Here is a 23,695-nt window from a genome sequence, read left to right on the forward strand (position 1 = left end):
CGTGAAATTTACTTTATTATAACTCTAAAAGAGTTTGTAACTGATTTAAATTAGTTACTGTATAGGTTGGCTTTATTCCGTCGGCTAATCGCTCACCAGGGTGCTGTAACCAGCAAGTATCAATACCAGCATTGTTGCCGCCAAGTATGTCACTTGCCGCTGTATCACCTACCATAAGTATCTCGCATTTATCTGGGTTACCCATTAGCTCAAATGTGTGCTCGAAAATCGCTTTATTCGGTTTTGCTATACCTACAAGCTCAGATATAACTAACCATTCAAACATATCTTTTAAGCCAGTATGCTCAAGGCGTACGGTTTGCAAGCGGGCAAATCCGTTAGTTATAATACCTAACTTAGCATGCGGCTTAAGTTTATTTAAAAGCTCAATAGCACCAGGTAATGGCTCGCAAATTTGCGCCATAGAATCTAAAAAAGCATCATTTAGCTCTTTTGCTGGCACATTTAGCTTTGCAGCCCATTCATTAAAGCGAGTTACTTGTAAGTAATCTGCGCTAATAGTGCCATCTTGATAATCAACCCACAGCTGCTTATTGGTTTTTTGATAATGAATATAATCGTCTTGGCTAAAATCTACGTTGTAAGCTTTAAACATGCGAGTCATGCCCGCTAAAATATCAAACCTAAATAAGGTTTCGTCTGCATCAAACAATACATAGTTGTACTTCATTAAACTTCCTAAATTAATTTGTTTGGCTGTATAGCTCAGGGTGTAAAAAAGGCGCCATAGCTAAAGTGAGTGCTTGCGTGTAGGTACTTTCCCGAGTGGCATGATTGTTTGTAAGCAGACCAATAGCGCCACCTTTTTGTTTAACGTTGGTGGTATTAAATGCTTTGTCCATTACATCGCCAAGTTCTTCACCTTTAAGTAAAGCATTATAAAGCACTTGGGGTAGAGGAAGGTTGCTGCTACGCCCTACAACTTGATTTAACGCATTATCAATAACTACGTAAGCAAAGGTTGCTGCACCATAGCTAAATTGCTCAGCACCGCCCTCCATTGCAACGTAATAGTGAGCTTGGTGGTACTCTTTGCAATAATTTACGCGGTTTTGCGCGCCAATACGTGTTTCGTCTTCGCCAATAGGCTGATCGGGCACGCCTGAGGGAGCATTCACACCTTCACAATCAATGATACATTGTGGAAAATACATAGTAAAAATATGTTTAGCGGCATTTATTTTTACAGGATTTTTAGAACCGACAATAATTTTTAATTGTTGTGACATGCTGATCTCACCTTGAGTAAAATCAGCAGTGTACGTGAGTTGGCTCAATCTTAGAAGAGGAGTTAAATAGGCAAATCGAGAGGAGCTAGATTTTCCAGTGCACGCTTTTTCAAAATAATATCTTTAATCAATGGGGTAAGCACAAGCTCCATAGCTAAGCCCATTTTACCGCCTGGTACTACAAGTGTATTTATACGAGACATAAAGCTGCCTTCGATCATGCGTAAATAATAAGGAAAATCAACATCATCAATTCCTCTAAAGCGAATAACTACAAAACTTTCATCGAGTGATGGAATATCTTTGGCGCTAAATGGATTTGAGGTATCGACAGTAGGCACTCGCTGAAAATTAATATGGGTACGAGAAAATTGCGGGGTAATATGATTTATATAGTCATCCATACTGCGCACAATTGAACCCATAACCGCTTCGCGAGAATGGCCGCGTTCGGATGTGTCGCGTATTAATTTTTGAATCCATTCAAGGTTAATAATAGGCACCATGCCTATTAATAAATCAACATGCTTTGCAACGTCTACATCTTGATCAACTACGCCGCCGTGCAATCCTTCATAAAACAAAATATCGGTATTGCTATCAAGGTCTTGCCAAGGGGTAAATGTACCCGGTAATTGATTGTATGGAACGGCTTCATCAAAAGTGTGTAAATAACGGCGTAACTTACCTTGGCCTGTTTCACTATAGTTTTCAAACAACGCTTCTAAAGAGCCAAAATCATTTGCTTCTCGGCCAAAGTAACTAATGTGTTTATTTTCTTGTTGTGCTTCACGTACTTTTTTATCCATTTCAGGGCGAGTGTAACGATGAAAGCTATCTCCTTCGATAAAAGCCGCTTCAATATTAAGGCTACGGAAAATATGTTTAATTGCATTGGTTGTGGTGGTTGTACCCGCACCAGACGAACCCGTAATCGCAATAATAGGATTTTTAGCTGACATGTTAATTCTCTTTTTTAGGACCAGGTTTTATAACCAGACTAAACTTAACATTATTTTAAGTCGTTTGGGTATCTTAAGAGTTGACTGACTTAGCTCAAGTGACGTCATCAGCAAATAACGTTATCATGAGGTGCTTAAAATTAAAACGAGAGAAAGCATGAAACTTATTAAACCATTACTTGGGGTATTTTCTATAGCAGCGCTTAGCCCAATTATGGCGCAGGCTAGCATGCCAAAAAGCCAAGTATTACTTGCTGATTTAAATACGCCTTATGGGGTACAAGTTAGTATAGTGAGTGATAAAAATAGTTATAACAACCAACCATACTTAACAAGCGACGGTTTATATTTTACTCATGAGGTTATTACAGATGGGCAGAGCCAAACCGATATTGCTTATTATGACTTAACATCAAAACAAGTAACTAATATCAGTAACTCTCCCGTAAGCGAATATTCACCAACTGTTATGCCTAGTGGTGATGCAGTATCAGCGATTGTTGTTGAGGCAGATGGTAAACAAAAGTTGTGGCAATACCCACGTAACAACGAAGATGCGCCGAGTCGTATTTTTGATTGGATTGAGCCTGTTGGATACCATGCTTGGGGCGTTCAAAATGATTTAGTGATGTTTATTTTAGGAAAGCCTCATACCCTTCAATATACATCAGTTGAAGAAGCAAAGGGAAAGATAGCTGCCAGCAATATTGGCCGAACACTTATTTATAATAACGCGACGGCTACATTTTTATTTAGTTACACTAAAAACGAGCAACACATTTTAGCGAGTTTTAATCCACAAGATAAACAAGTTGAAGACTTACTAAGATTGCCGGCTCAAGTACAAGATTTTATTTTGAAAGATGATGCAACTATCGCTTACGCAATTAAGAACCGCGTTTATCAACGCAAGCTTGAGGGCAGTGACGAAGTATCGCAATGGCTTAATTTAAGCACTTACTGCGAAACAAATATAACAAGAATGAGTTTCAACAATGAAAAACTCGCTTTTGTATGTGATATAACGAAGTAAAGTAGACAAATAAATTCAGATTTTATTGTGTGTATGCGTTAATCTAATGCGTAAATTTAACTAATAGGGATTACACGTGGCTTATAGTGCAGACGAGCTGACAGAACAGCTTATTAAATTACAGTGTAGAAGTAATTTTAAGATTAAAAATATTGCAGAGTACATGTTAGTAAACTCTAAAGAAGCATTTTATACCCACAGCGAAAGTGGCAAGGGTAAAATAGTAATTCGCCCCGCATTTGAAGTGTTTAGTGATGATTTTAGTGATATTGATGGCGTAACGCGTGCTCAAGGGTACTTTCATAGCAGCGAGATGACACGCTTTCCTACGCGTATTTTTAAAAGCGCCCAACCTATTCACTATGGCGTGGCATTTAAAATAAATTCTGAGCAAGCAGCAAAAGACTTTATAGCCAAGCTAACTATGATTATTGGTAACTAATTTTATATAAAACGTAAAAAGCCGCTGAATTTATATTCAGCGGCTTTTGTATTTTTATAGCTTAATAACTAAGAGTTACTTACTTTTTAAGAAGCTATTAACCGATTCAAGTTCGCGTGTTTTAAGCGCAATACAATCGTTTGTGCTTTCTTCAAGCTTACTTAATGTACGAGCGTAACCTGCTACATCAGCTACTTTTTCGTTAAAAAATACTTTTGTTTTAGCTAGGCTTTCTGCATTACAGCTTGCAGTTGTAAAGTACGGTAAGTTAGGAATAAAGAACGGCGGTAAGCTTGCTGTTACTTTATCGTAGTTATTGTAAACCCAGTCAATAAATAACGCTTGGCGCTCATCTGTATAACTTTGACCTGACAAAATAGTGCGCATGTCAGATGCCGTTACTTCATCCGTTAAGCTATAAGCTAATACCGCTTTTTGTAACTCAGGTTTGCCAAAAAAGCCCATTGCAGCAAGCATGTTAGTGCGTACTTGTGGATCTTTTGTGGTTTTAAACGTTGTCATGAACTGATCAAGCAGCGCTTTGTCACCATGAAAAGCAGCAAGAGTTAAGTACGTACCCGCTAAATAAGGATCTACTTTTTGTGGATCATTTAAATAAACTTGTGTTTGTTCTTTTGCCTTTTTGATGACGTTTTGATCTTCACCATCAAAACCTAAGCGTGATACAACGGCTGCACGAAGTTGTGCAATAGCTCCATCTTCTCCCGCTTTAGCTTCTAGGCCATATTTTTTAGCTGCAGGCGTTACTGCATTACGAATAAATTCAGGCCATAGGTCTTTATTGCTATCGTCTTTAAAAGTACGTTGTTGCGATACTAAGTAACCTAGTGCGGTATTTGCTACGCGAGGGTGGCTATCGCTTACGAACACTTCAAGTGTTTGCATTAACTTAGCAGCAGATATAACACCAGCGTCAAGTAGTGCATCAGTAGCCGATAACAACGCTAAGCGTTCACGGTCACTCAGTACGCTTGGCGCCTTTTTAACAAGTGCGCTAAATTGTGCGTCATCCATTACCCAGCGGTAGTAGCCTAATGCACCTTGGTCAGGATAAATCCACTCTGGTTCAAAGTCTAAGTCTAGCGTTTGGCTTTGTTTATTAAGTAATACGTTTGCTGTTTTTACTTTATCGCCAGCACCATACTTAATTGCAACCGGTACATTCCATAGCTGCTCTGGCGCATCCACACCTGCATTTACAAAGCGGCTTTGTGAAATAGTTACTTTGCTACCTTGTTGAGTCACTTTAACTAGTGGGAAAGAGGATTGCTCAATAAACGATTTTAAAACGCTTGCTACATCTTTGTTTGATGCTTTGCCTAGTGCTTCCCATAAATCAGCCGCTTCAGCATTTTTGTACGAAAACTCTTTTAAGTAGCTTTGAATACCTTTTTGAAATGCATCTTCGCCAATCCAGTTTTCAACCATAGCAAGTACTGAGCTGCCTTTACTGTAAGCAAGACCTAAACCATCCATAATGTCGGCTTCGGTTTTAATTGGCTTACGAATAGGCTTAGTGCTTAAACGTGCATCAAGTGCCATCACGTTATTTTGTGGCAAGTCTAGGTGCGATTCAAACTCAGGGTTAAGCTGCTTAGTAATTTTTGCAGCCATCCAGCTAGCAAACGCTTCGTTTAACCATAAGTCATTCCACCATTTCATGGTTACTAAGTTACCGTACCATTGGTGAGCAAGTTCGTGAGCAATAATAGATACATTACGTTGTTTTTTACTACGTGTTGCGGCAGCTAAATCAACCAATAAAATATCTTCTCTGTAGGTAACTAAGCCTGAGTTTTCCATTGCGCCAAATGGAAATTCTGGTACCGCTACTGAGTCTAATTTTTTGTAAACGTAAGGAATACCAAAATACGCTTCAAGTGCGCCTAGTACTTTTGGCATATTTTCTTTTGCGTATTGGGCTAAGTGAATTTTACCTTGTGGCGTAATTACACGACCAGGAATTGGCATGCCTTTAATTTCTAATTCTTCAAATGGGCCAACGGCCATTGCCACTAGGTATGAAGGGATTGGCGGTGTTTTATCAAAAAAGTGTGTGGTCATATCGCCATCAACCGTTGTTTTTAGTTCTGGCGTATTTGAATATACTTTTTGTGATGTAGGCGCAGTAATCGTTAACTGAAATGGAATTTTGTAACTTGGCTCGTCAAAAACAGGAAATGCACGGCGTGCATCACTCATTTCAAATTGAGTAAATAAGTAAGGTGTGCCTTGGTCTAATGTTTTGTATAAACCAACACTTTGACGGTTATATGGCGCTGAAAAATCAACTTTAAGTGTGTATTTACCTGGTTGAATTTGTTCATCACAGCTAAATTTAACTTTACCTGTTTTAAGCATTTCATTGTTTAAATCACAGTTTTCATCACCAAGCAGTTGCGCCATTTTAACAGCGTAAGCTACGCCATTTAACTCAATATATTTTGTTGGCTTTAGTACTTCTAGGGAAATCTCAGTCATCCCTGTGAATGTATCTTGGCTCGGGTCGAGTGTTAACGAGACCTGTTGTGAACTTGGTTTTGCGAGTTTTTCAATAACGAATTCGTTAGCGTTTGCAGCACCCATTGCCAAAGCAACGCTCACTGTTAAGAGGCTTTTAAGAAACATAGTGATCCCTAGATTGTTGTTGTTAGAAACTACCCTAAATAGGCTTTTTTATGCTCATATAATTAGGGGGTTAGATATCCTAACAGTTTTTTTAAATAGAGTAATTGATTATAACGGTGACTTTAAAGGGAAATAGTAACAAAGTTTGTCAGTGGCTTTCGCGTGTTATAAAACGCTGCCAATGCAGGTGTGAGTTAATAATACGTATTTGTTGGACAACGGTATTTAATAAGTGAGTATCGCTAAACACATCATGTGGATACTCGTTAAAGCCCATTAAATAATTAAATGTGTCTTTAGAGTTAGCTTGCAGGGCGTATATACGCACTTGTTGCTCAAAGTTAAGACGAAGACTGCTTATTGCTGTTTTCATACCGAGTTGATCTACGTTTGGTATATCACATTTTTGCAGGTAACCGGCTCGCTCACCTTCACCTGAAAACCAAATACGTACTTTTTCACTGTACCTGCCAGTTTTAGCGGGTAAGTCGAACATTAATCGGTGTTGGTTTTGCGATTTGATGAATGTTATATATTCATTAAATCCAGCATTTATAAGAGCTTGATGTACTGGAACTAAACGAGGTTTAATTTTACCGTGGGTATAAAAATTAAAACATAAGACATTTTTTTCAAGAGACAGATCATCAAGCGTTAAGTAACCAATCTCATCGCTATAAGCACCGCTATAATATGCAATTAAAGGGAGCCAAAAGTGCCAGTGTTTTGGTTGCTCTCGTGCAACTTTAAAATCACCGTATATATATCCATTATAAAGGGTGTGCAATTCCATGGCGGAAAAGGGGCGGCGACCAAGATGGGTTTTCAACGTAATACCTTGAAAATAATGATGTGTTTTATTTTATACCCAACTAGCAATAGATGCTAGTCGGGTTTTATTCGCTTTTAACGCAAAGCGTATAAAGTATTATTCACTCAATGCGCGAGCTAAACCTGTAGGCTCAATTTCTGCACATACTTGGTCATCATTCCAGTTAATACCAACAAGTGCATTATCTTCATTTAAGTCTTCAACCCATGCATCTAAAAATTCATCAAGGTTGATTTCTACTGGGCTGTAATCTTTCCACTCTTCTTTACACTGTGCTTTAGCTGCTGCTTCACTTTCCCAAAGCAGTAGTACGTCAGTTTCGTCAAATTGGTTAGAATCGCACACTACAAAGCCATTATCTTCTGCACCAAGTGCCCAAATTACTTCGCTAACACGTACTTTTTCTACGAAGCTAACTAGTTGTGATTCAATTTCGATATCGCTCATGTGTTTACCCTTTTAAATTAGTGACGAGGATTAGTGTCTATTGCTGCTTGGCGCTCATCATATTGCTTATGAAAAGCAACAAGCGCTGAATGCTGACTAAAGTCAGCCAATTCGCGAAAGCAAATCCAATCAAGCAGGCAGTATAAACTGATGTTGAGGTATTCACAGCCTTTAAATTCTTCATCGCTTAAATGAGAATTCAAAAAGCTCAATGTTTGCTCAATACGTTCGTTTTGCAGATTAAAAAATAATTTATCGCTTTTGGTGTCAAATCCAGAACGTTTACATAAAACCATTTCTACTAACGAATCGTTACAGGCATTTATAGTTGTAAGTAAGTGCTCTTGAGGCCACGTTAGTTTTGGCTGACCTGTTTTTTCAAGTAAATAACGCAATATAGAATTAGAGTCGCTAAGTGTTAAGTCACCATCTACCAAAATCGGGATTTTTCGAGCCGGGTTTTTACTGGCCATGGTAGGGCGGTCTTGATCAGAAAATATGTCTAAACTTACAAGTTCTAGCTTGCAGTCGTTTTCTTGCGCCCAAATTCTAATTCGGCGTACGTAAGGTGAAGGTACAGAACCAATTAATTGCATAATTACTCCATAAAAAAGCCGCATAAGCGGCTTTTATCAAATGTTACTTACAGTACAGTTAAATTTATTCTGAACGGCTAGTAACTTCAAGTAAATGATAACCAAATTGAGTTTGTACAGGGCCTTGTACTTGATTAATTGGCGCAGAAAATACAACTTTATCAAACTCTGGAACCATCATACCAGGGCCAAACTCACCAAGAGCACCGCCATCTTGACCTGAAGGACAATTAGAATGTGCTTTTGCTAATTCAGCAAAGTCTTCGCCTTGCTCAATTTTTGTTTTTAAGTCTAAGCATTGTGCTTCACTGTCTACAAGTATGTGTCGTGCGCTTGCTACTGTCATAAAATCTCCCGAATATAATGTGGTGTTTTTTTAACCGAATTGAAATGTCATTCTAGTTAGTTTCAACTAATTGTACCAGTATAAACTTATTTATTAGAAAACACAGTTTCAATTGCAGTAATCATTTGCTCTGAGTTAGGTGCCACTTTACTGTTAAACCGTAAAATTGTTTTACGATCAGCAGACACTAAGTATTTATAAAAGTTCCAATTTGGAGAGCTAGTTTGCTCATTCAAATATTTAAAAATTGGATTTGCTTCGCTACCACGAACTTTGCTGGTGGCAAACATGGGAAAAGTTACACCATAGTTTACAAAGCATACTTTTGCTGTTTCTTTTTCATTATCTTCTTCTTGAAAAAAGTCATCAGAGGGGAACCCTAATACGACTAAACCTTGATCTTTGTATTGTTGATATAATGCTTCAAGGCCTTTAAATTGAGGCGTAAACCCACAATTACTCGCCGTGTTTACTATCAATAAAGGCTTATTTTTGAATTTGCACAAGTTAATCGATTCTTTTGAGCGAAGCTTTCGCATATCTACATTAGTAAAATCTTGACAGTCTTGGGCAGAGGTTTGGTTAATAGTTGATGATGTTTCAGCTTGGAGTGAAGCATTAATAAATAAAGCCATTAATCCTATTATAATTTTTTTTAGCATTACATTACCTAAAATTTACGATTGTTTGATTGGATAATCATACGCTAATATGGAACAAATTGATCAACCCTCAAATGACCTATGACAATCCGTTTAGCAACTATTAATGACCTTAAAGAAATTGTAGCCATTTACAACGAAACTATTGCAGGGCGAATGGTAACTGCAGATACCGAAGAAGTGACCGTTGACGAAAAACGTGACTGGTTTAATAGCCATAACGATAAAAGGCCTATTTACGTTTATTGCGAAAATAACCAAGTACTTGCTTGGGTGAGCTATAAATCGTTTTATGGCCGTCCTGCTTACGATGGCACAGTAGAAATGAGCATTTATATTACCAGTAAAGCACAAGGTAAAGGGCTTGGTAAAAAGTTAATGATATTTGCCCAAACACAAGCTAAGCAACTAAATATTAAGGTATTACTCGGTTTTATTTTTAGTCATAACTTACCGAGTGTTAAATTGTTTAAACATTTTGATTTTGCAATATGGGGCGAGTTGCCAAGTGTTGCAATAATGGATGATAAGGCGTACAGCCTTACTATTTTTGGAAAACATCTGGAATAAATTATTTTTCATAATGTTGTAATATTTTTTTACAAAATAAGACGAAGGGTTTATGCCAATTAAATAAAAATAGACTACGCTATTAACATATTAAGTTTATTAATTTGAAGTGTAGCTTGATGATTCGAAAAATATTAATTGTTGATAGTAGCAGTGTCATCGCAATGCGTGTGAAAGTGCTTTTAGAATTAATAGGATGTGAAGTCGAATTAATTCATTTCAGCATGCTAGACATGTATACCAATATAGGCGACTACGACTTAGTTGTTGTTGCCCATGGTGTGCCTGTTGATTCTATAAAACCCCTTGTTAGTGAAGTAGCGCAAGAGCGTTTTATGTTACTTGCTCCAAAAGCTGAAAGTGGTGAGCAACTAACTGCATTTAGTGAGCTAAATCATGCTGCGCCTGACGCAACAGTGATCTACCCGTTTTTTTCTAATAAAGAAATTACTTCTCTTTTAGAGAGCCTACTAGAATTAGGCTCTAATCATATTTTGCAATTACCCGCTATTTTACTCGTCGATCATGTTCCTGAACGCCTCGAAAAAATGAAAAATAGCTTAATCGGCGCTCATATAGAGACTCATACAGCAACCACCTCCGCAGAAGCTTTAGAAATTACTAAAGAAAAGCAAATCGATATACTGATAAGCGATTTTGTTTTAGATGACGGAACAGGTTTAGAAATTTTTTCAAACTTAAAAGTAACGCAACCACATTGTCGCTGCTTACTATTTACCTCACGTCCCGATCAAGTTTCGATGATTGAAGCTATTCGTCAAGGTGTGGAAGACGTACTTATTAAGCCACTGAACGACAGCTCACTATTACAATCAATACATAAATTATGGCAAACAGAGTTATTAAAACGCCATAACGCAGAACTTGTTGAAAGGCTACAAGATACAGTTGATGCCCTGATTGAAAAAGACAGTCTACTCCAGGTTATTTATAAGCATACGCCCGATGCAATTATGTTGTTTGAGAAATGCGGTAGGGTAATAGAAGCTAATGATGCTTGTTTAAAACTATTTAATTTACCGTTTAATGAACTCGAAGGTAAGTCAGTATTTAACTTTTTAGATGATGATTCAACGTTAGGTATTAAAGATAAAATTTCGACATTAAATAGTAATCGCCAATTTAGCTGCGACTTACGTTTATCTAAAACAGCAGGGGGATATATACCGTTGGTGGGATCTTTTAATGAGATAGATCACCATGGCGAAATAGCACTTGCCGTAATATTTAAAAATGTAACTCATCTCAAGCAAAAGGAAGACTTACTACTTGAAGCAAAAGATATCCTTGAAGAGCAAGTAAGAGCACGTACTTCACAACTCGAGCACGCTAAAAATGTGGCTGAGGCTGCAAACTTAAGTAAATCAGAGTTTTTAGCAAATATGTCGCATGAACTTCGTACACCAATGCACTCTATTTTAAGCTTTTCTCGTTTTGGTCTAAGTAAATTAGATGCTGGAGATTTTGCAAAAGAAAAACTCATTAAATACCTATCTCGCATAGAGAGTAGTGGCGAGCGTTTACTGTCGCTACTAAATAATTTACTCGACCTATCTAAGCTAGATGTGGGTAAGTTTCCATTTAATCCTCGTCCATATAATTTATCGAACATCATTAAAACAAGTATTGATGATGTATCTGGTACGGCAATGGAAAAAGAAATTGAGATTGTATTTACCGCGCAGCCATTACCTGTAATTGTGCAATGTGATGAAGAGCAAATAAATCAGTTACTTCGAAACGTATTAGGTAATGCACTTAAATTTAGCGAACCAAAAAGTAAAATACGGGTAAATTTAGAGTCAGATAATAAGCTTGCTACTATAGAGGTTACCGATAATGGGGTCGGTATACCTGAAGATGAACTAGAGCATATTTTTACTAAGTTTGTACAAAGCAGTAAAACAAATAGCGGTGCTGGTGGTACAGGACTCGGTCTTGCCTTGTGTAGAGAGTTTGTATCTTTACACCAAGGTGAGATCACTGCACGTAACAACGAAAATGGTGGTGCCACTATATCTATACAAGTGCCACTAGAAATAAATCTAGACGAGCATTTGGCTGAAGATCAATTAATACAGCACAGTAATTAATTGTTTTTTGGCAAGCCAAGTAACTTTTTTGAGAATTTGAATGGATGATAAATTATGGCCTTAACTAAAATACTTGCCGTTGATGACGAACCCTTTAACCTTGAAATTATTGAGGAAATTTTAGAGGAACTTGATTTTGAATTACAAGTAGCAACGAGTGGCCCTGAGTGTTTAAACATGGTTGAAGGTTATATGCCTCAGGTTATATTACTCGATGTAAGTATGCCGCAAATGAATGGTTATGAAGTATGTAAGGCACTTAAAGCAAATCCAAATACAGCACACATAATTGTTATGTTTGTATCTGCTCGAGGCACAGTTGAAGAGCGAATGGAAGGCTACTCGGTTGGCGCAGAAGATTACATTGTAAAACCCTTTGGGCATGACGAACTTAAATCAAAGCTTAAAAATTTAAACCAAGTACTCGTTGAAAAACAAAGCCTTGAAAAGCAAGTTGAAGATGCTACATCTACTGCATTTAATGCCATGGCTAACAGCAGTGAGATGGGGCAAATAGTTAACTACGTTGAAAATATAGGCTTTATTAACGATCCTCAAGAACTAGGCAAAGCGTTGATTGATTGCCTGCAGTCTTTTGATTTACAAAGTAATGTTGAGTTTAGAGAAAATAATGAAATTAGTCATTTTGCACTAAATGGCGTGTGCTCACCTATTGTGGTGGAGCTATTTGAAATGCTTAAAAACAAAGGTCGCTTACATGAATTTTCGCATCGAATTTTAGTTAACTATGAATTGATTAGCTTACTTATTTTAAATATGCCTGATCACGACCCCGATAAGCACGGGCGTATACGCGATCACGTGTGTTTTATTGTCAGTGTAACCGAGCAGCAACTACGCGCCATCACGACTAAGAAAATGCTTGAAGCACAACAAGCAAAACTTAATGCCGTAGCAAGTACAGTCCATAGTAAGTTTCATGGCTTAATTAGCTTATTGAATGACAACCGTCAAAACAACGAAAAAGTGTTTAAACAGTTACAAGAAGAGCTTGAAGAGCGTATCCCAACAATGGGATTAGATGAAGACCAGGAGGTGTTTATTTATAAAAAAGTAGATGAAACTATCCAAAACTCAGTAGCCAGAGAAGAGTCTGTCATACAGGTAAAAGCAGCTTTTGCTGAAATTGAGCAAGATCTGTCATTGCTTTTAAAGAGCTAAATATACTTAATTAAATAATGTTACTTTAAGGCTTACACCAACTGCATTATGCATCTCTGGGTAAGCCTTTTTCTACTATTCTGATTAATCTGGCTGTTTTACGAATTTGTAATCGTTGCTTATCGTTTTGTTGAGTAAGCGCCCATTCAATATGTTCTAAAACAAGCTCGCTGCATATTTGGCTTTTATCCTGTAAGGCATGAATAATAGCCGGACTAAACTCTGCATTACCTAAACCGACCGCTATATTACGTAACCAACGTTCGTGACCTATGCGACGAATAGGGCTGCCTTCGGTATTTTTTAAAAATGTAGGCTCATCCCAAGCAAACAGCGCAAGTAAATCTTTATTTTTTAATTGAGTACGGGGATGAAAGTCATTTTCATCCGTTATTTGTCCATAACGATTCCAAGGGCATACCAACTGGCAATCATCACAGCCATAAATGCGGTTGCCTAATAAAGTTCGGTATTGTTCGGGTATGGGTCCTTGGTGTTCTATCGTTAAGTACGATATGCATTTACGTGCATCAACAACGTAAGGCTCTACAATTGCACCTGTTGGGCAAAGCGTAATACAAGCAACGCATTTACCGCATCCCTCAAAGGTGTTCTCTGCATCTATTGGTAGGGGTAAATCAATAAATAGCTCGCCTAAAAAAAACCACGATCCCGCTTCTTGATTAATTAACAACGAATGCTTACCACGCCAACCTAAACCGGCTTTTTCGGCGAGTTGACGTTCAAGTACAGGAGCTGAATCGACAAAAGGCCTAAAGCCATATTCGCCAATTTCTTGTTCTATTTTTTGACCTAGTTTTTTTAAACGATTACGCATTAATTTATGGTAATCACGACCCAGAGCATAGCGGCTGATGTATGCTTTTTCTTTATTTTTTAAGGTTTTCGCAAAGCCTGCATCAGGTGGGAGGTAGTTCATTTTTACAGAGACTACACGCTGCGTACCTGGTACTAATTCAGCAGGGCGAGCGCGTTTCATACCGTGAGCAGCCATATAATCCATCGAGCCATGGTAGCCAGCATCAAGCCAACGTTGCAGTTGGGCTTCGTACTTAGATAGGTCAATATCAGTAATACCTACTTCGCTAAAACCAAGCTCTTGCCCCCAGGTTTTTATTTGCAGGGCTAATTTTTCATAGTCTGGGGTAGGGTTGCTCACACACTTCACACACTTAAATTAATAGCTGCGTAATTTACCATATTTCTCTGAGCCCGAAAACGCTTCTTAGCGCACAAAGCGCTTTAACTGTTGTTGGGTTTGTAAGCTTAACTGTTGAGATTGTTGGCAATCGCTAAGGGCTGTATCTATTTGCAGTTTAGCTTGCTCACCTAGCGCTACAATTTGTTCTACCGATTGGTGAGTATCGGTTTGAGTATCTTCAAGCATATGCACCGCGTTAGCTATTTGTTGTAACTGTTGTTGGTTGTGCTCAAATTCACTCAGCATTTTAGTAAAACCATCACAAGTGGCATTAATTGAGCTTTGTGCGTTATTGGAGTGGGTAATTAATTGCTCTGACTCTTTATTCGTCTCGTTTACTAAATCATTCATTTGAGTAATAAAGTCACTTATTTGCCTAGTTGCGCCACTCACTTTTATTGAAAGTGTACGCACTTCGTCTGCAACTACGGCAAACCCTCTACCAGCTTCACCCGCTCTAGCTGCTTCTATTGCGGCATTAAGGGCTAATAAGTTAGTTTGATCAGAAAACTCTTCAACCATTTTTAAAATACTACGAATGTTTTCACTGTTTTCTTTCAGTCCCGCAATTGTATTTGAAAAGCTACCCAGCATATTAGTAATAAGTTTAACCTGTTCCACTAAAGCAGCGAGCTCTGATGCAGAGAGTTTTACGAAGTTAAGGTGCTCATTATTAACGTTATGCACGTTATCTGTATTATTCACAATGTTTTGTAAGCTTTGGGTTATTTGCATACTGGCGTTAATAATACTGTGGCTTAATTGTATTTGTTGCTCACTTGATTGCTCAGTATTTTGCATTGATTGGGTGACTTGTGTATTACTGTGTGCGCTGGCTTGAGCGCTGTTGTATGTTGTGCTGAGTAACTCACTTAAATGGGCAGTAAACATATTGTACTGCGTGCTTAAATCTTTAAATTCGTCATATGAAAAGTGGGGAAGCTTTGCTGCTAAATCTGCATCTTGCTGATTTATTTTTATCAAAGTATCGCGCATAGCACTAACAGGGCGAACAATTAAAAAACGCATATAAAAAAGAGTAAAAATAAAACCAGATATAATAACAAGCGTAAGCAGCCAAAATAGCCCTGTACTTTGCTGTTGTTCGCTTAAGCTCTGATGCAGCCAAAATAACGTAATTGCTTGGAACAATAATACAAAACTTAAATTACCGACTATTTTACGCGTTAACGTAAAAAAGAATGTTTGCTCTATATAGTTATAAATCTTCATAAAACTACTCATTATGCTTAAACCCTACGATTTTTATTTTAGTTAGGGAGATGTAAGTTAGCTTTTTTGTAACGACAACAAGTAAGCTTTGGTTCGCGCTGGGTAATTTGTAAAAATTCCGTCTATGCCATACTCAAGCATTAGCGCTATATCTTGTTCTCTATCGACCGTATAAGCATAAATCTTTAGGCCTCTTTTTTTTGCATCATCTGCAAAAGCCTTATTTATAAAGATTTTATCTGCATGCACGCTATAAGCGTTTAAGTCACTTGCAAACTTTGCATAGTTAATTGGAATAGAAGAAGTAAGGGCGCCTATTTTAAGCCATGGTAGCCTGTTTTTAAGCCACTGTAGTTGATGATGATCAAACGATGATACTAAAATATTGGCTTTCGATATTTTGTTAGCTTTAATGTTTCTCTCAAGTTGAACTGCAAACCTCTCCAGTTCAAACGTATGTTTAAGCTCAATATTCAATAAAGATTTATTATTATTCCAATCAAATAACTGTTGAAGAGTAGGAATTTTTTCGCCATTTCCAGCATCAAGTTTAGAGAGTTCATGTGCCGTAAAGTTACTCACCCTACCTTTACCGCTGGTGGTTCTATCGAGCCATGAGTCGTGTATTACCATGTAATCATCTAAGGAACTTTGAATATCTACTTCAATACCATCAACACCTACTTTTAACGCTTCTAAAATAGCGCTTTCGGTGTTTTCAGGAAAATCCCCACTGGCACCACGGTGTGCAAATACTTTCATTGTCGAGCCTTTTTAGTGATTGACCACGTTTCAAAACAAGCGGCACTAACAATAAGTGCTCCACCAACTAACGTCATAACAGTAGGACGTTCATGAATAATTACTATAGCCAGTATGGTGCCATAAAGTGGTTGTAAGCAAGAAATTAACCCAGCGGTTGCCGCTGATAAATGCTTTAAACTTGCTGCAAATAATGAGTGAGGTGTAGCCGTAAAAATAATACCCGCTATAGCAATTAAAATCAGATCATGATCACTAACCTCATACACAGGCACTTCAATAAATGCGCACAGCATAATACTTGCCACTAAGGTTTGATAAAACATCGTTTGCGGCCCGCCATATTGGCTAAAGTAGCGCTTATGAGTAATGTTTCTGATTGAAAAAAACAATGCCGATATTACACCTGTCATTATACCTAGGGTTACATCGTCGCCTAAGTTTGCATTTGGGACTAATAGGTAAATACCTAAAACAACTACCACCGCACTTATTATATCTTTTGCTTTTGGCCTGCTTTTATTAAATAAGGGCTCTAAAAACACTGTCATTACAGGGTAGCTAAAAAACGCCAGCATCCCAATTGTTATACCGGCCATTTGCATACCAGCAAAATAGGTTACCCAGTGAATACCCACCGCAACTCCTAAAAATAATGCAATAAGGTAGTCTTTAGGCTTGTTTAGTTTAATTTGTTTTTTTTGAAAATACAGCATAGCTAAAATAGCCATTCCTGCAATTGCAGTTCTATAAGCGGTAATATCTAAAGCATTTAAACCAATAAGCTTGGCAAATAGAGCGGTTCCGCCAAAAAGTAAAACGGCTATGTGTAAGTAAATCAGGCTTTGCTGTTGTGGTTGCATTAAAACGCTATCTCCTTTTTTTAATATCTTATCATTGAGGTTACTTTTACAAGATGAAATTTTCCCAATATGACAAAAGTCATTAAAGTTAATGACACTTCACACTCTTATTATTTTATTACACAGGCATAGTTAATGTACTCAACTGGAGGTTGCTATGAATACTTTAATTTTAATAAGCCTGTCTATTAGTGAATTTGTTGATGGGCTGGGCTTTACAGTTTCAATAAATGATTGCTTTATACTCATGAGCATTTTTATGTTATTTATATTTATTAATAAAAACAGTGCTATAAATAAAAAGAATAAGTCAGAGGCTCCAATATGGACACATTAAGTACAGCTAAAAAAACGTCAGGGAAAAAGTTTTGGGATTATGCACCGCTAATTTTCACCGGTTTTTATTTACTGCCCACCATTTTTAATGTTTCTAACTTAAGCGCAAATAACATTGTTATGACGTTCGCATTTTACATTGTTTTTATACTGCTTTACGTCAAGGCGATGGACTGCGAAAACTCTAATGTTACCAAGTTATTTGTAGTGATGTTATTGGTGTGCTTTAGTGCCACATTTTATACGTCAGGCACTTCAACGTTATTTGGATTTATTGCTTATATAGCGGGGTCATCATACAGCTACAAGCAGCGGATTTTTGCAGCACTAGCGGTTATTGTAAGTGTTATAGGGGCTGCATATGCTGCTGATGTACATAACGTTAAGTACTTTTTTGCCGGATCTTTAATATTATGTGGGGCTTTATTTGCCTTTGGTATAGCAGGTCAAAAAGAGCGTTTACACAAAAAGCGCGAACAAGAAAGCGCTAACCAATTAGAGCAATTAGCAGCAATTGCTGAGCGAGAACGAATAGCTCGCGACTTGCACGATATTTTAGGCCACTCACTGTCATCTATTGCTCTAAAGGCTGAGCTTGCTAATAAATTAAACCAAGGAGAGCGCTACGCTCAAGCCAACAACGAAATAGCGCAAGTGGCAGATCTTGCAAGACAGTTACTTAGCGATGTAAGAAACGCAGTAAGTGATTTAAAACAGCTCAACCTCGTCAGTCAAATAGCACAGCTAGAGCAAAGGTTAATAGAGCAAGGCTTTAGCGTAAAGGTTAATGCAAATTTAAGTACTTTACCCGCTAAGGTTGAAGGGTTCGCTGGGTTAATAATTAAAGAGGCTGTGACTAATTTATTACGCCATAGCAGCACAAAGAATTGCGCAATAAATATAGATCAAACAGTGCAGCAGCTTCTCATTACAGTGATTGATTACGCGCCATGCAATACATTAAAAGCAGGTAATGGTCTAAATGGTATTACAGAGCGAGCAGAGCAATTAAAGGGCAGTGCTAAGTTTACGTGTGGTGATACTTTTACTTTAAATGTAATGCTACCAATCACAGATAAGGATTTACAATGATTAAAGTTTATTTAGTGGAAGATCAAGCGCTTGTTCGCGACGCAATCGCAGCACTATTAAGTCTCGATTTTAATATTGAGATAATGGGGCAAGCAAGTAATGGGCAAGATGCACTTAATGCAATTGAGGCGCTTGATAGTGATTTACATCCCGATATAATTTTAACCGATATAGAAATGCCAACCATGAATGGTATAGAGCTGAGTGAAAAAATAGCCGCTAAGTTCCCCGCTATAAAAATGGTTATTATGACCACATTTTCTCGTGCGGGTTATATTAGGCGAGCGCTTACGGCAGGTGTTAAAGGTTTTATTTTAAAAGAAGCACCCAGTGAAGAGCTAATAAATGCGCTTAAAAAAGTAATGCAGGGGCAAAAAGTAATTGACCCAGAGCTTGCTATTAATGCACTAGACGACTCCGACCCGCTTACCGATAAAGAGCGAAAAGCGCTTAAACTTGCAAGCGACGGCCTTAAAACAAGCGATATAGCCAAGCAGTTATTTATAAGCGAAGGTACCACACGTAATTATTTATCAGACGCTATAGCTAAGCTAAACGCCACTAACCGCATAGATGCTGCGCGTATAGCTAAACAAAAAGGGTGGTTATAAATAGTGGGTTTATAAATTATAAGCAAAGTATTACTATGTTACTTATAAAAGTAACGAACGGCGCTTAAAGTTAGCTTAAAAAGCGCTAAAAGAGGGTTTAATGGCAAATCTAATAGAACTAACAACTAAAAATAACACCGCTATACTCACCATGAATACCGCTGAAAACCGTCACAATCCAGCGTTTTTGGCTGAGTTTAATTTACACCTTGACCACATCGAAGCAGATCAAAATATAAAGTCAGTTATTTTAACGTCTTCGAGCGCTAAAAACTGGTCACTAGGTATCGACCTCCAGTGGATGTCTAATCCAAGTATTTTACCAGCAGCAATTTCTGATTTTATGATTCAAATAAGCGACTTGTTTAAGCGCATAGTTACTTTTCCTATGCCTATTATTGCGGCGTTAAACGGCCATACTTACGGTAATGGTTCTGTGCTTGCATGTGCGTGCGATTTTAGATTTATGAAGTCAGACAGAGGCTTCTTTTGTTTTCCTGAAGTGGATGTAATGGTGCCGTTTGTACCGTCGATGTTTCCTATAATTAATAAAGCAATTTCGCAAACATTCTTTAATCGTTTAGCTATGTCAGGAGAGCGTGTTGGTGCAGAGCAGTTGCTAGACAATAAAGTGGTTGAAGCTACATTTATTAATAACGACGAACTACAAGCAGGTGTACTTGAGTTTGCCCAGCAGTTTAATAAAAACCGCTGGATTTACGCTCAAAATAAAACACAAATGAATAAGCAAATTTTGCTTACAATGAAAGAAGAAGACCCAAGCTTTATTGATAATATAAGCAAACTGCTCTGGAAAAACCTACAAAAAAATAAATAACCTGAACTCTGGTTAAGAGATTTACTAACGTATTGAATCATGGTGATATTTAAATTTATTTTCTCTAGCCAGAGATTTTTAGTGAAAACAAGACGAATTTACGCGCCAATAGCTGGCCTATTGCAAGTATATTCAACGCTGTTAGCGCTGAAAATAGCTGCTCGAGATAGATTTGTTATCCAGAGCTCAGGTTATAATAGCGCGAAAGGGTTTTAGCATTGCAACGAGATGACTAAACACTTTGCAGTTAAGGGGTCGTTAAGCCCCATTGCGCTAGATTTTTAGGCTATACAGCTAAGGTAAAAGCGCTTTCTTAAAAGTTTAATAGCTTTTACCTGTCTCATTATAACTATATGGGTTAAAATACCTACATAACCAACTAACAAGATAGTGAATGTCAAACCAAGATCCAAATCTCAGTCGAGAACAAGAAAAGTACGAAAACCCAGTCCCTAGTCGTGAGTTTATACTTACTCACCTTCAAGAGCGTTCAAAGCCTGCTAACTACGCACAATTATGTGAAGAATTAGCAGTAAACGATGACGAACGCCAAATAGCATTTAAACGCCGCCTTCGCGCTATGGAGCGTGACGGACAGCTGTATTTTAATAAATTTAAATGCTATGCCCTAATTGACGAAGCCGGTTTAACCAAAGGCAAAGTAATAGGCCACAGAGACGGTTTTGGCTTTTTAGAAGTTGAAGGCGAGAGTAAAGATTGGTTTATTGCTAAACACCAAATGAACATGGTGTTACACGGCGACATTGTACTAGCTAAAGGCACTAAACGTGGCTCTGGCTCAAAATGCGATGCACGTATTATAAAAGTGCTTACTAACGAGCGCGCGCCAATTGTTGGCCGCTACTTTGTAGAGCATGGTGTTGCTGTTGTAGTCGCTGAAGATCCGCGCATCACGCAAGATATAATGATTTTACCAGGCAACGAAAACGGTGCCCGCCATAACCAAATGGTGCAGGTTAAAATTACACAAAATCCAAGCCGTAACATGAACGCGGTAGGTAAAATTATAGACGTACTTGGTGAGCATTTAGCCCCAGGTATGGAAATTGAAGTCGCACTGCGCAATCACGATATTCCACATGTATGGCCAGAAGAAGTTGAAGCACAAGTTGCCCACCTAGGTGAATTTGTTGACGAAGCTGACAAACAAGGTCGCGTAGATTTACGTGACATACCACTTGTAACTATTGATGGCGAAGACGCGCGCGACTTTGATGATGCCGTATACTGTGAACCAAAAAAATCGGGTGGCTGGCGCTTATGGGTTGCCATTGCCGACGTATCGCATTATGTAGGAATGAACACGCCGCTTAACAAAGAAGCAATTTTGCGTGGTAACTCAGTGTATTTCCCTGAGCAAGTAATTCCGATGCTACCAAAAGTGCTTTCTAATGGACTATGTTCGCTTAATCCAAAAGTAGATCGTTTATGTATGGTTGCCGAAATGACCGTATCGAGCGCGGGCAAACTTTCGGGCTATAAGTTTTACGAAGCGATAATGAACTCGCATGCACGTTTAACTTACACCAAAGTAAATGCCATTTTACAAAACGACGAAAAACTACGCGAAGAATACTCAGCCGTAGTGCCACATTTAACTGACTTACAGCAAATGTATATGGCACTTAAAGCAGCACGCCAAGACCGTGGTGCCATTGAGTTTGAAACCCTAGAAACACGTTTTGTATTTAACGCTCAGCGTAAAATAGAATCAATAGTGCCAGTTATTCGTAACGACGCGCACAAACTAATTGAAGAATGTATGATTTTAGCCAATGTATCGGCGGCTAAAATTCTTGAAAAGCATGAAGCAAGCGCGCTTTATCGTGTGCATGACGAACCAGATGGCGAAAAACTAGGTAACTTTACTAAGTTTTTAGGCGAGTTAGGTATCGAAAGCACATTAAGCGACGAGCCAACACCAAAAGAAATAACCCAAGTATTAGCGCGACTAGGTGACCGCCCAGAAGCTGAACTAATTCAAACTATGCTACTGCGTTCAATGAAACAAGCTGTATATCAGCCAGATAACATTGGTCACTTTGGTTTAGCGTTATCGGCTTATGCGCACTTTACATCGCCAATACGTCGTTACCCAGATTTAGTAGTACATCGTGCTATTAAAGCAGTCATAAAAGCACAGGGTCAGCAAACGTCTGGCGAATATGCTTATACCGACGACGAAGTTGATCAACTAGGTGAGCAGTGTTCTACCACAGAGCGCCGCGCTGACGATGCAACTCGCGAAGTAGCCGATTGGCTTAAATGTGAGTTTATGCAAGATCATGTAGGCACTGAATTTAACGGTGTTATTTCATCGGTCACTAACTTTGGTTTGTTTATTCGTTTAGACGATTTACAAATTGATGGGCTTGTTCACGTTACTAATTTAGGCGACGAGTTTTTTGCGCATGATGCAGCAAAACACACCCTAATAGGTGAGCACTCTCACAAAGTTTATCGCCTTGGCGATAAAGTAACAGTAAACGTTGCATCGGTTAGTTTAGACGATCGCCGTATAAACTTAACGCTTAAAGGCGATGTTGCACAAGACAGATACTCACGTCGCCGTGCGCCAAAAAAAGGTTCAGGTAAATCTGAGCATGCGCCAGCAAGTGTTCGCTCGCAATTAAAAGCAGGCAAAGTACCGGGTAAAAAGTCGCACAGCGATGACAAACCAAAGGGCAAAAAAAAGCCAGCAAATAAAGATAAAGGCAAGCCTGCAAATAAGTCTGCAACAAAACCCGCAGATAAAAAAGCAGCAGACACTGCCGTAAAGAAAAAACCGAAGAAGAAGGCAGTTAGAAAGCCTAAAAGAGCTGGCAAAAATGCCCGCAAAAGTACTAGTCCAGGAGCAGATAATACGTGAGTAATGAATTAATTTTTGGCTTTCACTCTGTTGAAGCAATTTTAGAAAGCGAGCCAGAGCGCTTTGTAGAAATTTACGCCCTTAAAGGTCGTGACGACAAACGCTCAACTCCGATTATTGATGAAGCACGTAAATTTGGCATTTCAGTACAGTTTATGCAGCGTAAAGCTCTTGATAGCAAATCAAAAGGTGAGCAGCATCAAGGTATTATTGCCAACGTAAAAGCTGCTCCTACATTTAATGAAAAAGATCTTGATGCGATAATCGCTCGTGAAGACACACCGTTTTTACTTGTACTTGATGGTATTACCGATCCGCATAACTTAGGCGCATGCCTACGTAGTGCAGACGCGGCAGGTGTTCACGCTATAATTGTACCTAAAGATCGCTCTGCAAAACTTAACGGCACAGCACGCAAAGTAGCTTGTGGCGCAGCCGAAACAGTACCGCTTATTCAAGTTACTAACCTTGCACGCACGCTTCGCGAAATTAAAGATGCAGGCGTATGGGTTGTAGGCACTGCTGGCGAAACTGATAACCACGTATTTGATGCAAGCTTAACAGGCCCAATGGCTATTGTTATGGGCGCAGAAGGCGAGGGCATGCGACGCTTAACGCGTGAGCATTGCGATATGCTCGTTAAAATCCCAATGGCGGGTACTGTTTCAAGCTTAAACGTATCGGTAGCTACGGGTATTTGTTTGTTTGAAGTATTACGCCAACGTAACGCAAATAACTAATACCTAATAAATAATACCTAATT

Annotated in this window: 23 protein-coding genes; 10 read left to right on the plus strand and 13 right to left on the minus strand. The window is 38.5% G+C overall.

What is annotated here, in order from left to right; translation table 11 throughout:
- Nucleotides 1-16: 16 nt before the first annotated feature.
- The 3 genes from yjjG to I6E80_RS01480 all read right to left on the minus strand — a co-directional run bounded on the left by yjjG (nt 17) and on the right by I6E80_RS01480 (nt 2,212).
- A complete protein-coding gene (yjjG, locus tag I6E80_RS01470; RefSeq protein ID WP_197184600.1) occupies nt 17-691 on the minus strand; it encodes a pyrimidine 5'-nucleotidase in 675 nt (224 codons plus the stop codon).
- A 13-nt stretch (nt 692-704) separates the two neighbouring features.
- Nucleotides 705-1,250, minus strand: a complete 546-nt coding sequence (yjjX, locus tag I6E80_RS01475) for an inosine/xanthosine triphosphatase (RefSeq protein ID WP_170071696.1) — start codon at nt 1,248-1,250, stop codon at nt 705-707.
- A gap of 62 nt (nt 1,251-1,312) precedes the next feature.
- On the minus strand, nt 1,313-2,212 hold the full coding sequence (locus I6E80_RS01480) for a phosphoribulokinase (RefSeq protein WP_024599298.1): 900 nt from the start codon (nt 2,210-2,212) through the stop codon (nt 1,313-1,315).
- Nucleotides 2,213-2,369: 157 nt separating this feature from the next.
- Here I6E80_RS01480 and I6E80_RS01485 point away from each other — a divergent pair, with 157 nt between their 5' ends.
- Both I6E80_RS01485 and I6E80_RS01490 read left to right on the plus strand, forming a co-directional pair.
- On the plus strand, nt 2,370-3,245 hold the full coding sequence (locus I6E80_RS01485; protein WP_170071697.1) for a hypothetical protein: 876 nt from the start codon (nt 2,370-2,372) through the stop codon (nt 3,243-3,245).
- Nucleotides 3,246-3,321: 76 nt separating this feature from the next.
- Entirely contained in the window at nt 3,322-3,687 is a 366-nt protein-coding gene (locus I6E80_RS01490; protein ID WP_007579906.1) for a hypothetical protein, read from the plus strand.
- Nucleotides 3,688-3,762: 75 nt separating this feature from the next.
- Here the strand turns inward: I6E80_RS01490 and I6E80_RS01495 are convergent, their stop codons facing one another.
- From I6E80_RS01495 to I6E80_RS01520, 6 genes are all read right to left on the minus strand, one after another.
- Nucleotides 3,763-6,336: a M1 family metallopeptidase gene (locus I6E80_RS01495; RefSeq protein ID WP_197184601.1), complete on the minus strand. Its 2,574-nt coding sequence runs from the start codon at nt 6,334-6,336 to the stop codon at nt 3,763-3,765.
- A 148-nt stretch (nt 6,337-6,484) separates the two neighbouring features.
- Entirely contained in the window at nt 6,485-7,165 is a 681-nt protein-coding gene (locus tag I6E80_RS01500) for a hypothetical protein (RefSeq protein ID WP_024599301.1), read from the minus strand.
- Nucleotides 7,166-7,264: 99 nt separating this feature from the next.
- Entirely contained in the window at nt 7,265-7,615 is a 351-nt protein-coding gene (locus I6E80_RS01505) for a DUF2750 domain-containing protein (RefSeq protein ID WP_024599302.1), read from the minus strand.
- Nucleotides 7,616-7,632: 17 nt separating this feature from the next.
- The gene (locus I6E80_RS01510; RefSeq protein ID WP_197184602.1) at nt 7,633-8,211 is read right to left on the minus strand and encodes a glutathione S-transferase family protein; all 579 of its coding nucleotides are present in this window, start codon (nt 8,209-8,211) and stop codon (nt 7,633-7,635) included.
- Nucleotides 8,212-8,275: 64 nt separating this feature from the next.
- Nucleotides 8,276-8,557: a peptidylprolyl isomerase gene (locus I6E80_RS01515; protein ID WP_002958009.1), complete on the minus strand. Its 282-nt coding sequence runs from the start codon at nt 8,555-8,557 to the stop codon at nt 8,276-8,278.
- 86 nt (nt 8,558-8,643) lie between these two features.
- Nucleotides 8,644-9,219, minus strand: a complete 576-nt coding sequence (locus I6E80_RS01520) for a glutathione peroxidase (RefSeq protein ID WP_170071699.1) — start codon at nt 9,217-9,219, stop codon at nt 8,644-8,646.
- 81 nt (nt 9,220-9,300) lie between these two features.
- On the opposite strand from I6E80_RS01520, the gene I6E80_RS01525 reads away from it, so the two are divergent.
- The 3 genes from I6E80_RS01525 (at nt 9,301) to I6E80_RS01535 (ending at nt 13,085) form a co-directional block, all read left to right on the plus strand.
- A complete protein-coding gene (locus tag I6E80_RS01525; RefSeq protein WP_170071700.1) occupies nt 9,301-9,789 on the plus strand; it encodes a GNAT family N-acetyltransferase in 489 nt (162 codons plus the stop codon).
- 119 nt (nt 9,790-9,908) lie between these two features.
- The gene (locus tag I6E80_RS01530) at nt 9,909-11,903 is read left to right on the plus strand and encodes an ATP-binding protein (protein WP_197184603.1); all 1,995 of its coding nucleotides are present in this window, start codon (nt 9,909-9,911) and stop codon (nt 11,901-11,903) included.
- Between the two features lie 54 nt (nt 11,904-11,957).
- Nucleotides 11,958-13,085 carry a PleD family two-component system response regulator gene (locus tag I6E80_RS01535; protein ID WP_170071702.1) on the plus strand — a complete coding sequence of 376 codons (1,128 nt, stop codon included), beginning with the start codon at nt 11,958-11,960 and terminating at the stop codon, nt 13,083-13,085.
- Between the two features lie 46 nt (nt 13,086-13,131).
- Here I6E80_RS01535 and queG read toward each other — a convergent pair whose 3' ends face one another.
- From queG to I6E80_RS01555, 4 genes are all read right to left on the minus strand, one after another.
- On the minus strand, nt 13,132-14,265 hold the full coding sequence (gene queG, locus I6E80_RS01540) for a tRNA epoxyqueuosine(34) reductase QueG (protein ID WP_197184604.1): 1,134 nt from the start codon (nt 14,263-14,265) through the stop codon (nt 13,132-13,134).
- 66 nt (nt 14,266-14,331) lie between these two features.
- The gene (locus I6E80_RS01545; RefSeq protein ID WP_197184605.1) at nt 14,332-15,552 is read right to left on the minus strand and encodes a methyl-accepting chemotaxis protein; all 1,221 of its coding nucleotides are present in this window, start codon (nt 15,550-15,552) and stop codon (nt 14,332-14,334) included.
- A gap of 45 nt (nt 15,553-15,597) precedes the next feature.
- A complete protein-coding gene (locus tag I6E80_RS01550) occupies nt 15,598-16,302 on the minus strand; it encodes a glycerophosphodiester phosphodiesterase family protein (RefSeq protein WP_197184606.1) in 705 nt (234 codons plus the stop codon).
- Nucleotides 16,299-17,165 carry a DMT family transporter gene (locus I6E80_RS01555; protein WP_197184607.1) on the minus strand — a complete coding sequence of 289 codons (867 nt, stop codon included), beginning with the start codon at nt 17,163-17,165 and terminating at the stop codon, nt 16,299-16,301. Before I6E80_RS01555 ends, I6E80_RS01550 begins: the two co-directional genes overlap by 4 nt.
- Nucleotides 17,166-17,489: 324 nt before the next feature.
- On the opposite strand from I6E80_RS01555, the gene I6E80_RS01560 reads away from it, so the two are divergent.
- From I6E80_RS01560 to rlmB, 5 genes are all read left to right on the plus strand, one after another.
- Nucleotides 17,490-18,593, plus strand: a complete 1,104-nt coding sequence (locus I6E80_RS01560; protein ID WP_197184608.1) for a sensor histidine kinase — start codon at nt 17,490-17,492, stop codon at nt 18,591-18,593.
- Nucleotides 18,590-19,204 (plus strand): DNA-binding response regulator, encoded by a 615-nt coding sequence (locus I6E80_RS01565; RefSeq protein ID WP_197184609.1) that lies wholly within the window; start codon nt 18,590-18,592, stop codon nt 19,202-19,204. The genes I6E80_RS01560 and I6E80_RS01565 overlap by 4 nt, the downstream gene beginning before the upstream one ends.
- Before the next feature lie 100 nt (nt 19,205-19,304).
- Nucleotides 19,305-20,042, plus strand: a complete 738-nt coding sequence (locus tag I6E80_RS01570) for an enoyl-CoA hydratase/isomerase family protein (protein WP_197184610.1) — start codon at nt 19,305-19,307, stop codon at nt 20,040-20,042.
- 394 nt (nt 20,043-20,436) lie between these two features.
- On the plus strand, nt 20,437-22,932 hold the full coding sequence (gene rnr / locus I6E80_RS01575; protein WP_121955115.1) for a ribonuclease R: 2,496 nt from the start codon (nt 20,437-20,439) through the stop codon (nt 22,930-22,932).
- Nucleotides 22,929-23,672, plus strand: coding sequence for a 23S rRNA (guanosine(2251)-2'-O)-methyltransferase RlmB (gene rlmB, locus I6E80_RS01580; RefSeq protein ID WP_007378377.1), 744 nt, complete (start codon nt 22,929-22,931; stop codon nt 23,670-23,672). Before rnr ends, rlmB begins: the two co-directional genes overlap by 4 nt.
- Nucleotides 23,673-23,695: the final 23 nt, after the last annotated feature.

Origin of the sequence: Pseudoalteromonas sp. NSLLW218 (assembly GCF_015864775.1) — a bacterium.
In the GTDB taxonomy this organism is placed as follows: domain Bacteria; phylum Pseudomonadota; class Gammaproteobacteria; order Enterobacterales; family Alteromonadaceae; genus Pseudoalteromonas.